Here is a 19,212-nt window from a genome sequence, read left to right as displayed (position 1 = left end):
GTGAGTATTATATCTGGTTTTGTCTATGCTTTTTAAACGTTTAAAACTTAGTTTTTCTTACTCCAAACATATTCGGGTATTGTTTGTTTTCGCTTTGCTAATTAGTTTAATTGGCTCGTTTACGGCGTTTTTTACCCAGTATCTTATCGATAGCGTTATTCCGTCGGGGGATATGCGATTTTTGCTAATCTTCTTAATGTTTTATGCTTGCTACGAAACTCTAAATTTGACTATCGGGTATTTGTCTAGAAGTTATCGAGTGGTGTTAGAAAAATTTCTCGATTACCATCATTTAGATAAGTATTTGGTGGCCTTACTTACGGCCAAAATCCCTGAATTAAACAGTTATAAGAAGGGCAGTTTGATTCAGAGGATTTATGATGCTCAGAATATCAAAAAGTATTATTTAACTTTGCAAGTTGATATCGCCGTTAGCTTTTTGACCATCTTTGTTCTTAGTTCGATTATTTTGTATATGAGCCCTCTGATAGGTTTGGTGATGGCTATCAGTTTGGGGTTGTTGGTGGTGATCTACCTTAAAGCCGTTCCTAAAACTGTTGAGTATGAAACCCAGCGTTTTCAAATTAAATCAGATTTTTTGTCTGTAGTCGATGATATTGTTGATGGGCGGGAAACTATCCGCGCTAATAATTATAAAAGTCAAGTCTTTAAACGATGTACTGCTCGTATGGAGGATTTTCTCAATCGTGAGCGGGATGTGTCGTTTTTACAGCAAAAAATTCAAACTAGTACTTCTGTCGTCCGTACTGTTAGCAGTATTGCTATCCGAGCAATTGTGGTGATAAGTATTTTGTCTTTAAATAAGTTCACTTTAGGTGAAATGTTGACTTTAATGGCATTTTCTGAAATTTCGATGAAAACCACAATGCAAATATTGATGTCTTTTATGCAATTGAAGCGCACTAGTATAACTCTAAAGCGTTATCGGGAGTTTTTGGATAGTGTCAGTATCAATGAAAAGGAGTTGAATGATAAACCTGTTGAATGTCAGCCAATTGAGCAAGTAAGTGTTTGTGGTCTTAAGGTTGGGGTTAATGGTAAGGCTGTTTGTGATGTACCTGATACTACCTTTAAACTTAATCGAATTTATAAATTGGTTGGTGCTAATGGTGCAGGTAAAACGACTTTTTGTAAGTCGTTGGTCGGTTTGTTTGACCCCATTGATGGCGAATTTTCTTTTAAAATTGGCGAGCGTTTGGTTAACTCAAACCGTCGTATTAACCATTGTGCGGCGTACTTTCCCCATGACATTCTGTTTACTACTACGCTGTGGGAAAACATTACTTTAGGCCAAGCAATCGAACAAGAAACGGTCGTTGATTTACTTAAGAAAATAGGTCTATGGTCTGTAATTGCAGCTTTGCCGGAGCAATTGCATACGCAAATTAGTGATAGGGTGAATCCTTTTTCTGAGGGACAAAGACAGATTATCTTGTTTTTGAGAGTGTATTTGTCGAATAAGCCTATATTGGTGTTTGATGAGGTGTTTCGTGGTTTAGATAAGCACACTAGTAAGATTGTTGGTGAGCTTATTAATCAGAAAACAAACTGTATCATTCTTTATGTTGCCCATGATTTTACTATTGATAGTGAACGCAGTGAACTTCTGACGTTAACTAAACGTCTGTCGGATAGTAAACAGACTGATAAACGCAAGGATGTGGCATATGCATGAGGTCAATGACAATATTCACGGTGAATTGAGAAAAGCTCGCTCTAAGTTGTTAAAAGTGACTTTTTGGTTATTTTCTATTGCATTAGTGGCGTCATTGGCGGTAACGATTCAATTGCGAGTGGTGCTGGAAGAAGCGTTTATTTATATCGTTCCCGAACCTGTCCTTCATTACGCTGAGCGAGATATTATTATTGATCAATATCAGGTGCCTGACGGGAGTAAAGTGGTGTCCGATATGTCTATGTACCAAGCGGAAAATATTCAGCTTAAGGATCAGTTGGTTTTGCTTCGGCAAGAAGAGATCCGCGATCAAGTGCAAGCGCAGGCTTTAAAGCAGAAAATAGAGCAAACTCGAAGTTCGGTGGCTATGCTCAGTCAGTTTGAAGAGGTTGAAGTCAAAAGTATAAAGGCTGAGATTATCATGATCGAAGACCTGCTGGTTAGGTTGAAGCAAGAATTGACTTTACTTAATAAGGATTATCTTAAGCAATCGACCTTTGTCGAAGGAGTGACTAATTTAAGTCATATCTCTAAAGACCGCAAAATCCGCTATCAACAGGATTTATTCCATAAGCGAGCGGAAATCATTGAGATGGAGCAAGATATTCATCAACAACAGCTGAAATTGGCGCAATTAAAAAATCAACAAAGCCAACAACAGATAGGTTTAACCCGTCAACGCGATATGGCGGTGACTTTATCTGTATTGGAAAACGAAGCTAAAGTGTTTGCCGATAGCCTAAAACTTAAAGAATTAGAGTTAGCGCAATTGGAAAAAAATCATAACCGCTTGCAGGGCAAGGCTGAAGTTGATGGCCGAGTTGAGTTTGAAAGTCTCAATGGCATTCGCAAAACCCAATATAGAAAAGGCGAATTGGTTTACACCATCTACCCTGAAGGACAGCACTTTGTTACCAAAGGTTATGTCGATGAAAAGCACATTCTCGATATCGCCTTGGGTAAAGAGGTTGAAGTTAAACTCAGCGCATATAATTATCTTAAGTATGGTTCTATTAAAGGAAAGGTTAAAACCATTATGGGAGTAAAGGATGGTCGTGCTGAAGTGATTATTGATATTGTGGATATGAAAGACTTTAAGTTAGTTCATGGTAATTCAACTCAAGCCTTTATTACCCTTGAAGGGGTAAAACTCTATGAGTATGTGTTTGGGATTTTCTTCCCGTATATCGTTTAATTTGTCATTGATAATAAGGAATAGCCCATGGATAAATATGTTTCTGATGCGCTTGAGCGCATCTTGGATGCGACACCTGTCCGCAATCAAGTATCTCAACAGGTTTGTGAGCATTTGCAAGAATACGGCCCTCTTATTAGTTCTGTATTGGGTCAGTCGGCTCAATACTTTTCGTCAAAGTGCATGGGATACCCATCAATTTGGTTTTTATTTCGTGTTTGCGATATTCCTCAAGAGCAATGGCCTGAGCGTATTGAAAGTGTGATGCAAAGTTTACTGTTTAGCTTGTCTACTAGTATCGCCGACGACTTTATTGATGGCGACGAAAGGGTCGGCGATAAAGATATGTATGTCTTTTACATCATGATGTTAGCAATTGCTGAAAGAAGCTGCGGTGAGAAAAGTCGTTTAGATAATATTAAGCAGACTTGTAAAGGACTCTACGACTCCATTATTCAAAGTAAAATAGCCCAAGCAAAGGGGGAAAATGGTGACGAATATGTTTCTACTGACCGCATCGGTAGTTTCTTCGCGATGATTGCCAGAGATTTTGTTGATGCTTTACCACAACAAAATGACCATAACCTCATTGAAGCGACCCGTTATTTCGGTCGTATTTGTTGTTTGATTGATGATGCCATTGATTTTACTAAAGATGTCGAAATCCAAGGTGAGAATATTATTTTTGAAGTTATGGATAAGGCGACTTTTGAGCAATCTAAATCTGACGTTCAAATCCGCATTAATGCTGCTTTGCAAGTTCTTGATAGGGAATACAGTACTTTGAGCAAACTGCTTGAAAGCATATGGAGTCAAGATTGTCAGCAGCAATTTGCTCAAATTCGTTTGGATATAGTTGATTACATTACTACTACTATGAATGCACAATAAGAGGACTTGAGGATGATTTTAATTGTATGTATGAAGTCCTGGGGAGAATTTGGGAATTTTCTGGCTGCTAAACAGTTGCAGGCGTTTTTGACTAAGACCTCGGGTCAGCTTGTGGATTTGATTGCTGGTGATGATTATATTGATAATTTTGTTCAAGTGGGTCAAGACATTAAGATGGCGGTAAAGAGTGCCGCTAATAGTGATGAAGTATTTGATAATTATTTGAATATTGTTACCCGTTTAGATCATAGGGTGGCTAAGCAAACCGAAGAGCAAGATTTTTCTGAATATTTACCTTTGCTTGAGGCGATTGAACAGCGTAAACCTACGACCGTTATCTGCACTAAAGGTGTGGTGGCTCGTATGTTAGCAGCCCAGAAAATTAAGAAAATGCCGGAACAATTATATAACTATGTGACTAATCACGGTCACTTTAGTATGGATGTTCACCGTAGTGCAATTGATAGCGGTATGAAATATCTGACTCGTTTACCTGCTGCAACTGAATATCTGCGCGATATAGTGAAAGTGCCTGCAACACAAATTCATGATTTTGGTTATATCTCTTCGGTGCAAATGGAAAATTTAGCTGATACGCAGCAAGTTAGTGAATTGACAGATGTGATTTTGGTAAGTAATCGCGGTGGGCGTAAATATACATTGTTGTATCAAGAGTTGTTGAAAAACACCAATTTAAACCTTCATTATATTGTGATCAATGATGCTGAAGAGCTGGCGGTAGCTGAACAAAGCGCCCGTGATTATCCGGGCCGTGCAAAAGTCCTTGATGGTCTGCAACAAAAGGATTTTTTAGCTTTAGTGGCCGAACTTGGTAAGAAAGGCACTGTGTATGTTGGTAAAGGTAGTATTAATACATTGATCGAAGCTGTACTTGGTAAGCAACCTGTGTTGGGTTTGCGTTCTGGATTGCCAATGGAAGAGTGGGGAGCACAGTACCTTGAGCAGCATCAACTTGGTTGTATCAGAGATGATTGGAAAGATATTTACAACAAGATTGCTGAGTTGGTTGACTCGCCACAGGCTTATTGTGAACTAAGAACCAATGTATTGAAGTATTTGGCTGGTGATTCGATTAACTTAAGGCCTAACTTAGCGTGGTTACAACCACCTACCGAAGAGCAAAAAGTTCTTGGGCAAATAGGTCAGTGCAAGGTTCAACTGATTGCTGGTCTTGAAGCTAAAATGTCTGAGCATCAAGTTGAGATGACAGATAGCGCTAAGGCAATGATGAATATGTTTGTTGATGCTCAGTTGACTGACAAAGTTGTTACTTCACCAGAGGATTTGGTGTTGCTGTTACAAAAGCTCAATATCGAACAGATTAGTCAAATGTATATTGAGGAGTTTGGAGCCTTGCGCCTGACCACTAATCGGACTGTGCGTTTATTAGCAATGATGCATGAACAATGGGTTGCGGCCAAACAAGCGCAGGAAGCAGCATCATGTTGATTATGGGGGTTCACTCAATAGGTCATGACTCGGCTGTTAGCTTTGTTGAAAATGGAGAATTGATTTGGTCGATTGAAACCGAGCGGTTATCTCGGGTCAAACACGATGGAAAAATTCAAACTACCCTGGATTATCTAAAAGAGCATAAGGCCGATTTGTTGCAAAGGGTCGATGTGGTTTCTTTTAGTACTCACGTTAGCAATAAGGTCGCAAAAATCGATGATTTTGAAACGTTGAATCAAGGTATTGACCAGCATAACTTCTATTTTGAGTCTAAAACTCTGATTACAGGAAAGTCAGTTAAATGTTTTGTTGTTGCCCATGAAATGTGCCATGCAATGGTTGGCTTTCAATATGCTAAACCAGCGGAAAAACAGCTGTGTTTTGTTAATGAAGGGCGGGGGCATTTTTCACGTAATTGTGTGGTTCGTCGTGATGGCAAACAATTAACTATTACTCATTGCAATGAATTGCCTTGGTTTGGCTCTGGTATGGGTTGGACTTCTCTTGCGGTTATGATGGGCATAGAAAAATCTCCTTCAGCTGCAGGCAAAGTGATGGGTATGGCGGCATATGGTGAATATGAACCGAGATATGCTGAGATGATTTTGGCTGCACCACATAATCTTTATGATTATTCAGTAGTTGAAAGACCTAAGTTTTTAGCTAAGTTGTTTAAACAATATATAGGGCAACCGACGTTTAAAGTTAAGGCTAATTTGGCGGCGACTTTACAACAATTGTTCGCTCAGACAGTGGTTGAGCATGTTAGTCACATTGTTACTGATGAGGACCTCTCAGTTTCCATGTCTGGTGGTTGCGCATTGAATCTTATGGTGAATACTCTGCTGTGGCAGCGCTATGGTGAACGTTATTCTGTACCTCCTGTTTGCAATGACTCAGGTCAAAGTTTGGGAGCGGCGATATTTGCCCAGTTACAATTGAAAGGTCATTTACTTGAGCCTGTGTCTGTATATAGCTGTGGTGAAAGCTATACAGTTGAGCGTGACTGGCTTGAAAAGCAAGGTTTTATTGTCGAGGACTATACAGCGCAAAAATTAGCAAAATATCTACACAATCATGAGGTTGTTGCTTGGTATCAGGGTAAATCTGAGATGGGACCAAGAGCTTTGGGTAATCGTTCATTATTTGCAAGTTGTCAGGCTCATGGAATGAAAGATAGACTCAATCATATGGTTAAGTCTCGTGAATGGTATCGCCCTTTAGCGGCGATAGTTGCTGAAGAGTCTTTGGCTAAAATCACCAATGATATATTTCCGTCCAAATATATGTTGTTTAATTATGATATTGACTCGGACTTAATCCCAGAGGCTACTCATGTTGACGGCACGTCGCGTTTGCAAATCGTTAGCTCAACAGATAATGCTAAAGTTCATGAGTTATTACTAGCATATGAAAAGTTTAGTGGTGTTGGGGCGTTGATTAATACTTCTCTTAATGGTCGTGGCAAGCCAATTTGTTTGACACCAGAAGATGTAATCAATGATTTTGCCGACAGAGATGTTGATGTTTATGTATTTGGTGATTTGATTGCAAGGAGGGGGCATTTTGTTTGAGTGCGAATATGATTTTAATCAAAAGCGGCAACATTATCTAGATAATGGTGTTGTTGGTTTCGAAAAATTAATAGGTGAAGATTTGCTTGAAAGACTTGAAGCTTGTTTTGACCGTATTATTGAAGGTAATTATCTAACAGGTGTACCACCGACTAATCGCACTCATATGCCAAATGACTCATACGATAATTTGACCAGAATTTCTTGTCCGGCAATTGCAGATCCGCAAATGGTCAGCTTATTAATGGAAGCTGGAATTGGGGTTGTGGCCAATGCATTAAGCGAGAGTGATTTTGTTCAGGCTTGGGGTATTCAATTGATTAATAAGGTGCCCGGCGAGGGGCCTGAGTTTAATATCGGCTGGCATCAAGATGGACAATATTCTCCTTGGTTATTTGAAGGAGATTGGATCACCGCTCACATTACTTTATCTGATGTTAATGAAGATGATGCGCCAGTATTGTATATTGAAGATTCACATCATTTACCGACTTTCAAACAAGGTTTACATAAAGGACAAATTACTGGGCAGGCCTTTAAGGCTGATTTGTATGAGCATGGCTTGGTATTAGCTGAGCGTTTAAATGTACCTTGGAAGGTTAAGTATCATACTTCTAAGCGCGGTGATGTTAATTTTCATCACAGTCGTTTAATTCACGCTTCGGACAATCTACGCAGTGGTAAAACCCGTAAGACCTTTAGTATTCATATGCGTACTAGCCATAACCCGTTGGTGATCAACGAACCGTTTTTAATTCGGAATAATCCGCCACAAACTAGTTATTACTTGGACTTTGCCGATCAATTGATGTGTCCGGTAATTCATGGTGTTGCTACTGATTTGGTCGGTTTTGCTGCGCCTAAACAAACATTTGAGGAACTAAACCGTGTTTGATAAATACTATGATATGTCTGCTCATCAAAAGCAATTGAATGATACTGGCTTGGTAAAATTTGAAGGGCTACTTAACGAGCAAATGCTAGATAAGCTAGAGGCTTGTTATGACCGTATTATGGCTGGTGAATATGTTAGTGGTAATCCGCCACCTCGTCGTACTCACCCTCCGAAAGATTCAGAAAAATACCTTACTCGTGTTTCTTATCCTACTGTGGCAGATCCTGCTTTGGTTGGTTTATTGATGGAAGCTGGGATTGGGGTATTGTCTAGTCGCTTGATGAATAGTGATTTTGCTCAGGCATTTTTTATTCACTTGGTTAACAAAGTGCCCGGTGAAGGTTTAGAGTACAACATAAGTTGGCATCAAGACGGTCAATACGGTAAACATTTGTTTAGTGGTCACTGGATTACAGCTCATATCGCTCTTGAAGATGTTAACAGTGATGATGCGCCAATTCTTTATGTTGAAAATTCTCACCGACTTGAGCCGCTGAATAAGCGCGAAGTGTCTGGATTCAGTTTCCGTAAACCGTTGGATGAATTGGGACAGCAGTTTGCCCAAAAGACAGGTATTAAGTGGAATGTGGTGGAATATCTATCTAAGCGTGGTGATGTGACTTTTCATGATAGTCGTTTGATCCATGCCACTGATAATTTACTCTCAGGTCGTACCCGTAAAACTTTTGTATTGCATTTGCGTTTTGAGCATAACAAGTTGCTGTTTAGCGATCCTATTCATGTTACAAACGAGCCGCCACAACCGAATTTTTATGTTGATATAGCCGATTCGATCATGTGTCCAGTTTTACACGGTGTTGCGACAGATTTACCAGAGCGTCGGTTAAAGGCTGGATAAATTTGGTTTAAACGGATGAAAATAGTCTATTTTCTCGAAAGATTTCCGGAGCTGAGTGAAACCTTTATTCGTCAAGAAATATTGGGTTTGTTGCAGCAGGGGATTAGCGTTCGAGTGGTCACAGTAGCTTGTTCAGAACAGAGTAATCATGTGGATTTGGCTAACGAGCATCCGCTGTTGGCTCGGTGTGAAGTCGATGTTATTGGTGAGCAAGATTTAGTTTATTCAAAAGGGCGTATGCTTCGTTGGTTATTACACCCTTATTCTCAAGGTAAGTTTAAACAGCGCTGGGATAATTTAAATGCTAAACATTACCGCACTAAGTTACTGTATAAAATTGTTTCAGGTCCTAAGCGTATTGCAGCTGATGAGATTGTCATCACTCATTTTGGGGGAGCAGGCGTTATGGCGGCACAGTTAAAGCAGTTTGGCTATATACAAGGGCCGTTAGTTAGTGTTTTACATGCCTATGAACTTACTAAGCTTCCAGCGTTTAAAGATTTAACACCACATTATCATAAGTTATTTACTCAAGCGGATAAGGTGTTATCGGTCTGCCGTTTTATGCAAGATAAGATCACATCTTTGGGCTGTGCGCGAGAGAAAGTTGATGTTATGCATATGGGAGTGAATATTGAACAACTAGCTCAATTGGCTGAGTACCATAAAATGGATGCGGGGTTATTGCGTGTCCTGTTTGTTGGTCGCCTGACTCAAAAGAAGGGGATACTGGATGCTCTTGAAGCTTTGGCCAGAGTTTCTAATCGAGTCAATTTTCATTTTGATATTGTCGGTGATGGCGAGTTAAACCTAATTTGTGAAAATTCGGTTAGAGAACTAGAACTTGAGGATCGAGTGACATTACACGGTGCTTTGGCCCATCACAAAACTTTGCAGCTTATGGCGCAAACTGATGTTTTGTTGTTGCCTTCTAAGACTGCGGATAACGGTGATATGGAAGGGGTGCCAGTAGTGTTGATGGAAGCTATGGCCATGAAAAAAGTTGTGTTGTCGAGTTTTCATTCGGGGATTGGTGAGTTGGTCGATGATGGTGAGAATGGTTTTTTGGTTGCAGAAGGTGATATTGAAGGGCTTTCGTTGAAGATTGAACTAATAGCTAATTTTACATCTGATATGCGTCTTCATATTGGGCAACAGGCTGTAGCTAAAGTTAGTCAATTATTTAACCAAGGCAAGCAATCTCATGCCTTGGCTAGTTTATTGCGAGAATTATGATGCAGTACGATATTGTTTTTATTTCATATGATGAGCTGTGTGCTGAGGATAACTGGCTAAATTTACGCAGACGTTTTCCAAAAGTTAAGCGGGTTCATGGTGTTGATGGTATTCTCAATGCGCATAAATTAGCAGCTCAAGCGGTTAGTGGTGAGTGGTTTTTTGTTGTTGATGGTGATAATAAAATTCATTCTGAGTTTGATTTTGCCTTACCTGAATCACAGTTGTGTGACGACACCACTTATGTTTGGCGTTGTATCAATTCGGTCAATGGGTTGTGTTATGGCAATGGTGGGGTAAAACTGTTTAATAAACGAGTTTTTGCTACGGTCGATGAGTTTTGGGGCGATATGACAATGTCGCTAAGTAAGCGATACAAGCCAGTGGATGTGGTTGCTTCTACCACTATTATTAATGCTAGCGCTTTTCATGCGTGGCGTGCAGCGTTTCGCGAGTCGGTTAAATTGAGTGTGCCGCGAAAGCGAGTGCGGGAAGAATTTATACGTCAACAACGCTTAGGACAGTGGTCCAATGTTAAAGAGGATGTTGAATATGCGCAATGGGTGGCACGGGGTTGTGTTGAAGGTATAGAGTTTTATCGTCAATGTAGTGCAACAGGAGAAGATCACGCTAGCTTCATTAACAACTTTAATTGGTTGCAACAGCGCTTTAATGAAAAATATTCCGAGGATCAAAGATGAAGAAGCTTGCTAACATACTGCTGATATTGGCATTGGTTGGTACAGTCATTGTTGGTTTTTTTAAAAGCCCTGAGTTTCAATTGCGCCACCAAGGTGATGTTGTTGCTTATCGTGGCGGTGGTTTGGTGGTGGACTATCTTAAACTCAAGCAAACTGGTTGTATGGCTCAAAGTATTACGGCAAGTGAAAGTGGTTTAATCGAAAACACGCTGGCGGCGGTTGAGCAACAAATCAAAAACGGTGTACGTAATATTCATTTGAATGTGCAGTTAACTCGTGATAACCGTTTGGTGGCGTTTCATGATAATGACTTGAGCTGTGCTACTGATGGTGAAGGTAAAGTTCACCAATTGACTTGGGAGCAAATAAAAGATTTAGATGCTGGCTACGGTTATACCCTAGATGGCGGCAAAACTTTTCCTTATCGCAATCAAGGATTAAGAATAGCTTTGTTAGAGACTTTAGTTACAGATCCAGATGTTACTTACTGGTTGAATCTAAAAACCACCGCTAAACGTGCATCGCGTATTTTGTTGGAGTTTATCGATACTTTAGAGCCTCAAATGCAGCAACAAATTGTACATATCGGCAATGCTCAGGTTGTGGATTATATTCATAGCCTCAATCCGCAAGTGAACAGTATTACCCAACGGGATTTAAAGACTTGTCTGATTGATTACGCGCTGGTTGGTTGGAGTGAGTCTTATCCTAATTCGTGTAAAAACCGCATCATTATTGTGTCACCTGAATTTGCTGAATACTTGTGGGGGTGGCCTGAACAGTTTGCTGCCAGAGCGCAACAGCATGGTAGCCGAGTTTATTTATGGACTAAACATCAAAGCTATCAACACAGTGATAATTTGTTGCTGCATGGTATTGGTTTAATTAGTGGCAACGCGCCTGCTGCTTTGTCCCAAGGTAGTTTATAGCTAGTTGTATTGTGATGCATAAGGTAGCCATAGGAATTCCAACTTATCAACGGCCAAAGTCGTTGTTACGTTTGCTTGATTCAATTAATCAACTGAAATTTTCTGCACAATTTTGTGTTTTTGTCGTGGACAATGATAATCACAGTCAATCAGCAGTTAATTTGTTGGCTAGCAGGTTAGCCGATTATCGTTTTACTTTGCATACCCGTGCCGTTGCGCCTGCCAATATTTCTGTAGCTCGCAATATGTTGTTGCAGATGGTATTTGAAGAACATGACTTTAGTGTCATTGCTATGGTAGATGATGATGAAATAGTAGATTGTGATTGGCTTAACCAGTTGGTTAATTGTCAATTGCAAAGCGAAGCGGATATTGTCCAGGGTAATACACTTCCTAACTTTTTAGTTAAGGTTGAACCTTGGATGAGTCAAGTGCCTTTTTTCTATCGCCATCAATTGATGAGCAGTCATGATTCAATGGCGTTGAGTTCTTGCAATATTTTGATAACTAAGGCTATTTATCAAAAGATGCACGGGCAATTGTTCGATCTGCAATTTGGCATTTCAGGTGGTGAGGATACCGACTTTTTCCATCGGGCTAAAGCTTTAGGTGCTAAGTTTGCCTATGAGGGTAAGGCTTTGGCTTATGAAGATTATGATCAACTAAGAGCAACTAAAAGTTGGGTGCGTAAGCGTAGTTTTAGAGTCGGCCAAACTAATGTCAAAATTTTTCATCAAAATCGCAGTGGCTTCATTTTTAGCTTAAAAATTTTCGCCAGATTTTTGGTTAATTTAGTTAGATTGGCGCTGCTGTGTTGGCATCCTGCACACTCTATCCGTTATCAAATGAAAATTTGCCGCCAGTGGGGGATGTTGCTGGCCGCCTGTGGAAGTAGCTAATCAATGTCTTTTTTATTTAATCAAATGCGTAAGCTCATTGGGAAAACTTGGCAAGCTGATTTTGGCCGTTTTGATGCTCAAGTTGAATTCATCCGCGAAGGTGATACTGCCCAATTGAGTTTTTTACTACCTTTGGTATTGCCAAATGATAATATTGCCGCGTTTTATCGTTGTGTTTGTCAAGTGTGTGAACAATTGAATTCACAGCTTGAAAGTGGGTTGATCTCTAGTGCTCAGTTGATTTTAGGCATTCAGGGAAATTGGCAACAAAGTGTATACCAGCAAATCATTGCTGATTTATGCGCTAAATTGGCTAAATCTAATGTACATGTGGCACTGATAAAGCAAAATAAAGCCAATAAAATCGCTATGATCAAAAGAGCAATTAAATGTGCTAAAGAAAAACAAAGTGAATTATTTGGTTGGTGTGATGGTGATTTGCTGTTGTCTGACAATATTATGGAAACATTAATTGGTAGTATTTATGTGCGACACAATTGCATCGTAGGTCCAGTGCATGTTCAAGTTAAAAATCCGCAAGATTTTATTGAGCAGCGTTACTTAAAACTTCCAAGGACTAAACCAAATAAATATCCCCAAGGCTGTGTGCTGTTTAAGCTCAATGCTGTTGAGCATGACTTTGATGAAAGAGATATCAGTGATGATGGCTATCTAACATTTGCCAATCTGTGTTTGGATGGTCAACCTATGAATGGAATACAGGTTATTGAAGCGGCCAAAATTTATTATTTGACCGATTTGAATCTTAAACAAAAGTTAATTCGTTTTCGCCGTATCAGTCTTAGTCATATGATCTTATTGCATAAGTTCGATAAGACTAAAGCTAAATATATTTATCACAATATTATGTTTGCACCATTGTTTGCACGGCCTTTGAAGTTTAATCGTCAACTGGTTGTAAAGTCTTTACTCTATTTTGGTTATTTGTTAGTGACTTTTGAATTGCTTTTAAGAGTGCTGATAGACAAACCGTTAAAACGAATTGTGTGGTCTGCTTCATCTGGTGGTGACGAATGAGCCGTATCAGTATTGCTATTCCTCATTATAATCAACCTCATTTGATTAGTAGGGCTATTGAGTCATTGTCTTTGACGTGTCTTAAAGATATTCAATTATTGGTAATGGACGATGCCTCATCAGATGATGTCTTTGCTCAGTTGCAACAGCAGTTAGATAAAACTAAACAACTAAGCAAACATCCTATTCGTTTGTTTCGTGCCAGTAAAAATGTTGGTACTTATCGGATGAAAAATGCCATTATCCAGCAGTTGGATACTGAATATTTGGCCTTTCACGATGCTGATGACTTCAGTGTGGCTATGCGTTTAGACCGTTTATATGATGGGATGAGAGACAGCAATATCGATATACTTGGCTCTGCTTATATGGAAGTCATGTCGGATTTAGATAAAGGCGATAGTTATTACATTAAACGGTTTTATAAGATGCCTTATCTTGCCCATAAAGTGGGGATTAAATACATCAGTTATCAACCCTCTCAATTAGTGCGCTTTAGCTGTTTTGACACTTTAGGTGGATTTGATGGTTCTACTCGAATTGGTGCGGACGATGAGTTTACCTTACGTGCTGTACATTGCAAAAAGGTGCGTAATTTAAGTGAGCCTCTCTATGTAAAAATAGAACAAGCTAAGTCGTTGACTACCGATGAGACGACTGGCTATCAATCGCCTATACGTGCAGCTTATAAACAGAAAATGGCCGATTTGCGTAAGAAAATTAAAACGGGCTTAAGCCAAGAGTGTTATCGCAATACGCCTAATGATGAAGATTTTAGTTTGAAGGAATTTTAAAAGGGATACATATGACAACAGGAATTTCTACAACACAACTCAAAGATGCCTGCGAACAAGGGTTGGCTTATTTGCGTCAGCAACAAAAAGCCAATGGAGCAATTACAGCTGCTAATTACGGCACTTTTGATGTTTGGGAAACTATTGAAGCGGCTATGGCTATCACTTTGTGGACTGAGCAGGAAAGTTTGCAAAATGATGCAGTGCTAAGTGCCGCTATGGCGTTTTTGGCCAGTAGCGAAACTGATGATGGTATGGTGCCAGACTCAGCAAAACGTACGGATTTATATTGCATTGAGACTTCCAGTGAATATCTGCAATTATTAAAGACCTTGCTAGAACGCCAATTTCCTCAGCGCACCGATGTGATAAATCAAGCGCAATATATCTGTGAGAAACAACTTAATGATGGTCGTTGGAGAATCGAAAATCCGGCGGTAAGCGAAGATGTACAGCACTTGCCTAGTGTCACCGCTTTTGCCATGTTGGCTTTGCTTAGGGTTGATACTGAGCCTAAATATTTTTTACAAGCACTGACATTTTTAACTGAAGGACAGTTGGCTAATGGTACTTGGGGTCAACATTGGCAATATTATGAAACGCCGTTTTATCTGATGGCTCCAATTTGCGAGTTGTTGCAGCGCTTAAATGATAATGGCCGTTTTGATAGTTATCTTGCTAAAGCGCAACGTTTTGTTTTATCTGAGCAACAAAGTGATGGACGTCTGGTTAGTGGCCAAACTGATGGTGAAAATCAGATCAGTGAGTCTTTACATACGGTATTGGGGCTAAAAACTTTATTGGCGACGGGCATTCAATTAGATGATCCTAACGTTCAAAAAGCCCTTAAATGGTTGCTTAGCCAACAAAGTGAAAACGGTTGCTGGCATGGTGGGGTATTTCCTCATCCGAATGTCAAAATCAAGAAAAATGAAGACGTTTTTTGTAGTGCTCAGGTGCTGATCATGTTGAATCAATATTGGCAGTTGAGCCAAGGCTATAAGGTATAGCGGATGTCTGCTGTTGTATTGTGTTCTGATTGTTTTAACAATCCGGGTTTGAAAAGATATGTTGAGGAATTGTTTGTCGCTGATTTAGCTGGGTGCCCTCATTGCGATTCGACTGAAGGCCATTGTTTAAGTGGCGCTATGGTTATTGAATTGGCTGATAAGTGCTTTTTGCACGGGGAAATCGCTAAGGCTGCTTATTACAATGATAAGAATATAGAGCGCAATAAACAGCAAAAGTTGTCAAGCAGTCTGGGGAAAACCCTGAAACAGGATATATTGTGCATTGAAAATGCCATTAATTATGCCTATTTGGAGAATACTGATTCCCAGATACTACTGCGAGCGTTAGAGAGTTATCCGGTTCGGGTTTTAACCCCATCAGATCAATTTTACCGTATAAGAGTATCGCCAGAGCAGCCACAAAATTCAGCAGAATATGATAGCCCTCCAGATGAATTGTTGGGTTCGGGACGACTTGATTCGGATAACATGCCTGTCATGTATGCATCGCAAAATCTTCAGATATGTATTCATGAGTGCCGAGCGGCGGCAAATGATAGCCTTTTTGTTGCGACATTGCGCCCGACGTCACATTTAAAATTGCTGGATTTGACTTGTATTGCAGCCGAACCGCTGCAAAAAGCTTTGCATATGGTATTTATGTTTAGTCGTTTTTCTTATCCTCTGACTCGCAGAATTGCGGTGTTGGCTAAACAGGCTGGTTTTGATGGCATTATCTATCCGGCTACATCTACTATTCTGGCAAAAATCGATCCTAAGGCTAAACAACAAAATAATTCGAAGGTGGTAGAGAATATTGCCATGTTCGGTAGGCCCATACTCGACTCATTGGTCGAAGTGGTAACTATAGAAGCAATAACATCGAGTAACCAACTTTAGGGAAAATGAAGATGGGTTTAGAATTAGTGAATCAAAAATTCGATGCAGAAATCGAAAAACTTAAACAAGACGATGAAGTGCTTGCTGTGATGGGCTACGGCTCATATTTTAAAGGCAGATTTAAATCTGGCAGCGATATTGATTTGATTTTGATACGCGATGGCGAAGATATTTCATATAAAAAGAAAGTGTTTAATGAAGGGTTGGAATTTGAATTTCGTTATGTGACTGAAGATTTCTTACTTGAACTGCTTAGCCGAAGGCATGGTCCTACCATCAAACATATGTTGGAAGCCACTATTGTGTCAGATCCAAACGGCATAGCTGAAAAACTAAAGCAATACGCTATAGATATTACTGCCAAGTCTATTGATGAGACCTTTCCTCATGATGCCAGACGGGAAAAAGCGCTGGTGATTGAAAGCCTGCATCGCAAAATCCATCAGGTTAAAGATCATCCCGGCTTTTTTGAATTTGCTTGTTCAAAACTATTGCTTAATTTGGCTGATGCTTTTATTCGTCTGCATTGTCATTGGGGGCTACAGGGCTTTCGCGAATCAGCAAGACAACTCAAAGCGATAGATCCTAAAGTGCACCAGCAATTTGAATCTGCTATGGCACCTAATCCTCAAGAGCTGAGAATGGAAAACATTGATGCCTTGTATCATTTGGTGATTGATGCTCTTGGCGGTGTGGTGGCAGTGAAAGAGTCGGTGCTGTCTATGGGCGTTGAACAGGTGATCAATACCATTGAAAATTAAGGGATGATGTGATGGCTTTTTTTAAAAGTATAAAGCAACGGCAATTGTTGGTGACCAATAAAAAGGTGATGTATACCAGCTTAACGTGCGCGCAAACTCTTGAAGAGATTGACTTGGCCCAATTTAAGGCGCTGTTCGATGAAGGTTGGCCTATATTGCAACTGGTTAGAAATCCGGTGGATAGGGTCGTTTCTTTTTATAAAGATAAAATTATCGATGCTGGTAGACGTAATGATAATGGCAAAATTCAAATTCAAAATTGCCAATATATGTTGTTGGCCATGATGCAAATGGAACTTAGTTTAGAAACCACAGTAGCCGATATTTTGGCTGGATTGCGGGCGGTGCGTTTTGATGTTTTTGCTTTAAAAATGTTACCTCATTTGTATCCTCATACTAAACACTTAACTCCACAATATGCGATTTTGCCTGAAGAAATTCGAGAGGCTTTGAATGATAACAATTATCGTGTGGTAAAGATGGAAGATAGTGAACAATTGTCCAAGGAGTTGACGCCGCTTGGTGTTGATGTCGGAGTGATACACAATCAATCGAAAGTAAATATTCAAGTTGAGCTTGAGGAGCGTGTGAGTGTGTTTATCAAGAACCTCTATACTCAGGATTATGGAGAATATCAATATGAGTGATATTAATCCTCAGTTACTTTTAGTAGATGAAAATGATCAAGTTATTGGTCATCAGAGTAAATTGGCGGCCCATTTGGGTGAAGGTCAATTACATCGAGCTTACTCGGTGTTTATTTTTAATCGTCAAGGGCAGTTGTTATTGCAACAAAGGGCTGCGCCAAAACCACTTTGGCCGGGAAGTTGGTCTAATTCTTGTTGTTCTCATCCGTCAGTGGGTGTTGCTATTAAAGATTCTGCTCAGTGCCGTGTTCAAATGGAGCTAGGCTTAGAGGCATCAGTGGAATACTTGTATAAGTTCTTGTATCGCGCTAAATATTTGGATGTTGGTCATGAGCATGAGTTGTGTCACGTGTTTTGGGCTATTTGCGATGATTTGCCAAAACCAAATACCGATGAAGTGGCTGCATATCAGTATATTGATATTGATGGTGTCGCCGATTTTATTGCTGCTAATGAACAGCAAGTGACTCCTTGGTTTAAGATGGAATGGGCTTATTTGCAAGTTCATCATCTTGAGGCTATTAAACAACAATTATTCGGTGAGTTATCGCCATGTTAAACACAATTAGACGTGTCATTGGTGAAGTTTATCAATATGATGCGCCGAAAAATGGTTATCAAATAGAGTGGGGAGGAGTTGCTGAGTCTGCACAGTTAACTGTTTTAGTGCCTTGTTTACTTACTAGCGATAGTCTTATTGATTTGTATAAAACGCTTGAAAGTTTGTTTGCAGAAGTCGAGTTGGTGCTAGAAAAGAAAATTTGCTCAGATGTGCAGCTGGTCGTGGCTGCACAATATCATCCTGCTCATCAGCATGAAAGTGATATTTACATTGAATTGTTGCAAGGGTTATTGGCATCGAAGTCGATTGTAGGCCTAACTACATTACTCATTAGTATGGATTATCCAAATAAAATTGATGCGATAAATACTGCTGTGGAATTGGCACGTCAAGCTGGCTCATTGTTTTTCTGTTGGTGTGACGATGATATTAAAGTGTCTTCTGGAAGCTTGGGTATGTTGGTGGACAAAATTAAGTCGGATGATTGCCATCTTGCAGGCTGCCGTAAGGTGTTGATTGAGCAAAAAGGCCAAACCCTATGGAGTAGCATCCGAAATTCACATAATAAGGTTAATAAATATCCGCAAGCATATTTAGCGTTTAAATTAGATAAAATTGATCACCAATTCGATTCTGGGGTTATTAGTGATGATACCTATCTTACATTCGCTAATATTTTTATTGATGCCGAACCTATGAATAAAATTGCTATTGTTGAGCAGGCTGTGGGGGAGTTTCAATCGGGGGCGACACCTTTGTCTAATCTAAAACGCTTGCGTCGTTTGGTTCTGAGCAATTTTATTGTGTTATCTAGAGTGGATGAAAGCTCTGCAAAATACGCATTTAATCAGATTATTTTTAAAGAATTGATGGATAAATCCCATCATAGCACTGCTAAAACTCGTTTGATAAAACGTTGCTTATATGGTTTATATGGGCTGTTTCTAGCCGAGATCACTGTAAGATATTGGTTGAAAAAACCAATTCGGCAAGTTGGGTGGTATGGTCATTCTGGTAAAAGGCGGCCCACTTAAGTTTTATTTGCTATGGATATTATTGTAATGAACGAGAGTCAATCCATTGTGTTATTGGTTATTGTGCTGGTATCGCTATTTATTTTTAGCTGGTGGTATAGGCTGCGAGGCCCTGTTG

At 39.7% G+C, this 19,212-nt stretch carries 19 protein-coding genes; all 19 read left to right on the top strand.

Going from position 1 to position 19,212, the window contains the following annotated elements; all coding sequences use genetic code 11:
* The first annotated feature begins 25 nt into the window (after positions 1 to 25).
* The gene (locus tag QSH61_RS12845; protein WP_102057209.1) at positions 26 to 1,696 is read left to right on the top strand and encodes an ATP-binding cassette domain-containing protein; all 1,671 of its coding nucleotides are present in this window, start codon (positions 26 to 28) and stop codon (positions 1,694 to 1,696) included.
* On the top strand, positions 1,689 to 2,891 hold the full coding sequence (locus tag QSH61_RS12840) for an HlyD family secretion protein (protein ID WP_010606642.1): 1,203 nt from the start codon (positions 1,689 to 1,691) through the stop codon (positions 2,889 to 2,891). The genes QSH61_RS12845 and QSH61_RS12840 overlap by 8 nt, the downstream gene beginning before the upstream one ends.
* A gap of 27 nt (positions 2,892 to 2,918) precedes the next feature.
* Positions 2,919 to 3,782: a hypothetical protein gene (locus QSH61_RS12835; RefSeq protein WP_102057208.1), complete on the top strand. Its 864-nt coding sequence runs from the start codon at positions 2,919 to 2,921 to the stop codon at positions 3,780 to 3,782.
* Positions 3,783 to 3,794: 12 nt separating this feature from the next.
* Entirely contained in the window at positions 3,795 to 5,252 is a 1,458-nt protein-coding gene (locus QSH61_RS12830; RefSeq protein WP_029215871.1) for a hypothetical protein, read from the top strand.
* Positions 5,246 to 6,829 carry a carbamoyltransferase C-terminal domain-containing protein gene (locus QSH61_RS12825; protein ID WP_158299122.1) on the top strand — a complete coding sequence of 528 codons (1,584 nt, stop codon included), beginning with the start codon at positions 5,246 to 5,248 and terminating at the stop codon, positions 6,827 to 6,829. Before QSH61_RS12830 ends, QSH61_RS12825 begins: the two co-directional genes overlap by 7 nt.
* Positions 6,822 to 7,724, top strand: a complete 903-nt coding sequence (locus QSH61_RS12820; protein WP_206473378.1) for a phytanoyl-CoA dioxygenase family protein — start codon at positions 6,822 to 6,824, stop codon at positions 7,722 to 7,724. The genes QSH61_RS12825 and QSH61_RS12820 overlap by 8 nt, the downstream gene beginning before the upstream one ends.
* Entirely contained in the window at positions 7,717 to 8,583 is an 867-nt protein-coding gene (locus tag QSH61_RS12815) for a phytanoyl-CoA dioxygenase family protein (RefSeq protein ID WP_102057204.1), read from the top strand. Before QSH61_RS12820 ends, QSH61_RS12815 begins: the two co-directional genes overlap by 8 nt.
* A gap of 15 nt (positions 8,584 to 8,598) precedes the next feature.
* On the top strand, positions 8,599 to 9,819 hold the full coding sequence (locus tag QSH61_RS12810; RefSeq protein WP_102057203.1) for a glycosyltransferase: 1,221 nt from the start codon (positions 8,599 to 8,601) through the stop codon (positions 9,817 to 9,819).
* Positions 9,816 to 10,520 (top strand): hypothetical protein, encoded by a 705-nt coding sequence (locus tag QSH61_RS12805; RefSeq protein WP_010606649.1) that lies wholly within the window; start codon positions 9,816 to 9,818, stop codon positions 10,518 to 10,520. The genes QSH61_RS12810 and QSH61_RS12805 overlap by 4 nt, the downstream gene beginning before the upstream one ends.
* A complete protein-coding gene (locus QSH61_RS12800) occupies positions 10,517 to 11,449 on the top strand; it encodes a glycerophosphodiester phosphodiesterase family protein (RefSeq protein ID WP_010606650.1) in 933 nt (310 codons plus the stop codon). Before QSH61_RS12805 ends, QSH61_RS12800 begins: the two co-directional genes overlap by 4 nt.
* A gap of 71 nt (positions 11,450 to 11,520) precedes the next feature.
* On the top strand, positions 11,521 to 12,348 hold the full coding sequence (locus QSH61_RS12795; protein WP_238536743.1) for a glycosyltransferase family 2 protein: 828 nt from the start codon (positions 11,521 to 11,523) through the stop codon (positions 12,346 to 12,348).
* A gap of 3 nt (positions 12,349 to 12,351) precedes the next feature.
* On the top strand, positions 12,352 to 13,386 hold the full coding sequence (locus QSH61_RS12790; RefSeq protein ID WP_206473379.1) for a hypothetical protein: 1,035 nt from the start codon (positions 12,352 to 12,354) through the stop codon (positions 13,384 to 13,386).
* Complete coding sequence (locus QSH61_RS12785) at positions 13,383 to 14,180, top strand: glycosyltransferase family 2 protein (protein ID WP_010606653.1); 798 nt, start codon at positions 13,383 to 13,385, stop codon at positions 14,178 to 14,180. Before QSH61_RS12790 ends, QSH61_RS12785 begins: the two co-directional genes overlap by 4 nt.
* 11 nt (positions 14,181 to 14,191) lie before the next feature.
* The gene (locus tag QSH61_RS12780) at positions 14,192 to 15,190 is read left to right on the top strand and encodes a prenyltransferase/squalene oxidase repeat-containing protein (RefSeq protein ID WP_206473381.1); all 999 of its coding nucleotides are present in this window, start codon (positions 14,192 to 14,194) and stop codon (positions 15,188 to 15,190) included.
* Positions 15,191 to 15,193: 3 nt separating this feature from the next.
* A complete protein-coding gene (locus tag QSH61_RS12775; RefSeq protein WP_206473383.1) occupies positions 15,194 to 16,090 on the top strand; it encodes an RES family NAD+ phosphorylase in 897 nt (298 codons plus the stop codon).
* Positions 16,091 to 16,101: 11 nt separating this feature from the next.
* The gene (locus QSH61_RS12770; RefSeq protein WP_010606656.1) at positions 16,102 to 16,851 is read left to right on the top strand and encodes a nucleotidyltransferase domain-containing protein; all 750 of its coding nucleotides are present in this window, start codon (positions 16,102 to 16,104) and stop codon (positions 16,849 to 16,851) included.
* An 11-nt stretch (positions 16,852 to 16,862) separates the two neighbouring features.
* Positions 16,863 to 17,498, top strand: a complete 636-nt coding sequence (locus tag QSH61_RS12765; RefSeq protein WP_206473386.1) for a sulfotransferase family 2 domain-containing protein — start codon at positions 16,863 to 16,865, stop codon at positions 17,496 to 17,498.
* Positions 17,491 to 18,057, top strand: a complete 567-nt coding sequence (gene idi, locus QSH61_RS12760; RefSeq protein WP_010606658.1) for an isopentenyl-diphosphate Delta-isomerase — start codon at positions 17,491 to 17,493, stop codon at positions 18,055 to 18,057. The genes QSH61_RS12765 and idi overlap by 8 nt, the downstream gene beginning before the upstream one ends.
* Positions 18,051 to 19,094 (top strand): hypothetical protein, encoded by a 1,044-nt coding sequence (locus QSH61_RS12755; RefSeq protein ID WP_206473388.1) that lies wholly within the window; start codon positions 18,051 to 18,053, stop codon positions 19,092 to 19,094. Before idi ends, QSH61_RS12755 begins: the two co-directional genes overlap by 7 nt.
* The last annotated feature ends 118 nt before the right edge of the window (positions 19,095 to 19,212 follow it).

The organism is Pseudoalteromonas sp. JC3, assembly GCF_030291895.1.
Classification (GTDB): domain Bacteria; phylum Pseudomonadota; class Gammaproteobacteria; order Enterobacterales; family Alteromonadaceae; genus Pseudoalteromonas.
This window is presented reverse-complemented; position numbering and strand designations above follow the sequence as displayed.